Raw genomic sequence first — 1,634 nt, 5'->3', positions numbered from 1 at the left:
TTTTTTTTTTTTTTTTTTTTTTTTTTTTTTTTTTAGGATCCTCATCAGTAAATAGAGATGTAGAGGAGTAATCATACAACATCTACAAAGTGTCAATATCAAGCGGCAGCTTCAAAGCCGAAGTGGTGGTTTGGTGTGAAGTGATATAATAGTTGGCGGATGAGACAGATAAGGAGGAAAGTGGATCCAATGATGACGTGGAGTCCATGGAAACCCGTAGCGATAAAGAATGTTGAGCCATAAATACCGTCGGAAATGGTGAAGGGTGCTTCAAAGTACTCTGAAATTTGTAGTAAGGTGAAATAGATGCCTAGTAGAATTGTGATGAGTAGAGCCTGGGTTGTTTGTTTTCGATTGTTGTTTATAAGGCTGTGGTGAGTTCAGGTAATTGTTACTCCTGATGCTAATAATACAGAGGTATTTAGAAGGGGTACTTCTAAGGGATTTAATGGGGTAATACCTGTTGGTGGCCAGTGGCCCCCTAAATAAGGGGTTGGGGCTAGGCTTGAGTGGTAGAATGCTCAGAAGAACCCGGTAAAGAAGAAGACTTCTGAGATAATGAATAGGACTATGCCATATCGAAGGTTTTTTTGAACGGGTGTCGTGTGATGTCCTTGATAAGTGCTTTCTCGTACGATATCGCGTCATCATTGGTGAAGGGTTAGTGTTGTGGTTAGTAGACCTAGTGTTAATAGAGTGGTGGAATAGAAGTGAAATCATATGGCTAAGCCGGATGTTGTTAGAAGGGCTGATAGAGCCCCTGCTAGTGGTCAGGGGCTGGGTTTGACTATGTGGTAAGCATGGGATTGGTGGGCCATTAGGTGTTGTTGTGTAAATAAAGGCTAACTAGAAGTGTGAAAACGTAGGCTTGGATTAGAGCAACTGCGATTTCTAGGATGGTGAGTAGTGTCAGGAGTGTGAAGATCAGTGAAGTAGCGGGGGGGCTGATAGTTAGTAGTGTTAGTGTTGCGTTTCCAACTAGGTGTATTAGCAGGTGACCAGCCGTAATGTTAGCAGTTAAGCGTACGGCTAGGGCTACTGGTTGGATGACCAGGCTAATGGTTTCGATTATTACTAGTATGGGGATGAGTAATGTTGGTGTGCCTTGTGGTAGGAGGTGAGCTAGGGAGCTTTTGGTTTTAAAGCGAAGGCCTGTGATTACTGTGGCAGCTCATAAGGGGATTGCTATAGCGAGGTTTATGGATAGTTGGGTGGTGGGTGTAAATGAATGGGGTAGGAGTCCCAGAAGGTTAGTTGTGGTAATAAAGGTAATTAGGGATATTAGTATTAGAGATCAGGTTCGCCCCTTAGCATTATGGGTTATTATTATTTGTTTTAGAGTGAATAGTACTAGGTTGCGTTGGATAGTGATTAGTCGGTTGTTAATGAGATGTTTGGACGTTGGGATTAATAATATGGGAAATATAATGATGGGGATTGTGGCAGGTTGATTTAGGATTATTGGAGTTGCGAATAGGGTAAACAGATTTTCGTTCATTTTAGTTGTCAGTAGCTATTGGGGGCTTGCTTATGAGAGTTTTTTTGTCGGGGGGGTTGATGGTAGTGTATGTTTAGCAGTTTTAATTGTGTAATAAGATATAGTGTAGGGAGTGTTGTTGTGATAGTGATAAATC

At 41.7% G+C, this 1,634-nt stretch carries 1 protein-coding gene and 1 pseudogene; both read right to left on the bottom strand.

The annotated features are described in order from the left end of the window. Nucleotides 1-98: 98 nt before the first annotated feature. Nucleotides 99-638: pseudogene (locus ACFIJR_RS08955) on the bottom strand (cytochrome c oxidase subunit 3). A gap of 179 nt (nt 639-817) precedes the next feature. Continuing rightward, nucleotides 818-1,159 carry a F0F1 ATP synthase subunit A gene (gene atpB, locus ACFIJR_RS08950; RefSeq protein ID WP_375621879.1) on the bottom strand — a complete coding sequence of 114 codons (342 nt, stop codon included), beginning with the start codon at nt 1,157-1,159 and terminating at the stop codon, nt 818-820. Nucleotides 1,160-1,634 lie beyond the last annotated feature (475 nt).

It is taken from the genome of Bartonella sp. OD88NMGDW, from assembly GCF_042193775.1.
GTDB classification, from domain to species: Bacteria; Pseudomonadota; Alphaproteobacteria; order Rhizobiales; family Rhizobiaceae; genus Bartonella; species Bartonella grahamii.
The sequence above is the reverse complement of the archived record's forward strand: the minus strand, read 5'-3'. Positions and strand labels throughout refer to the sequence as shown.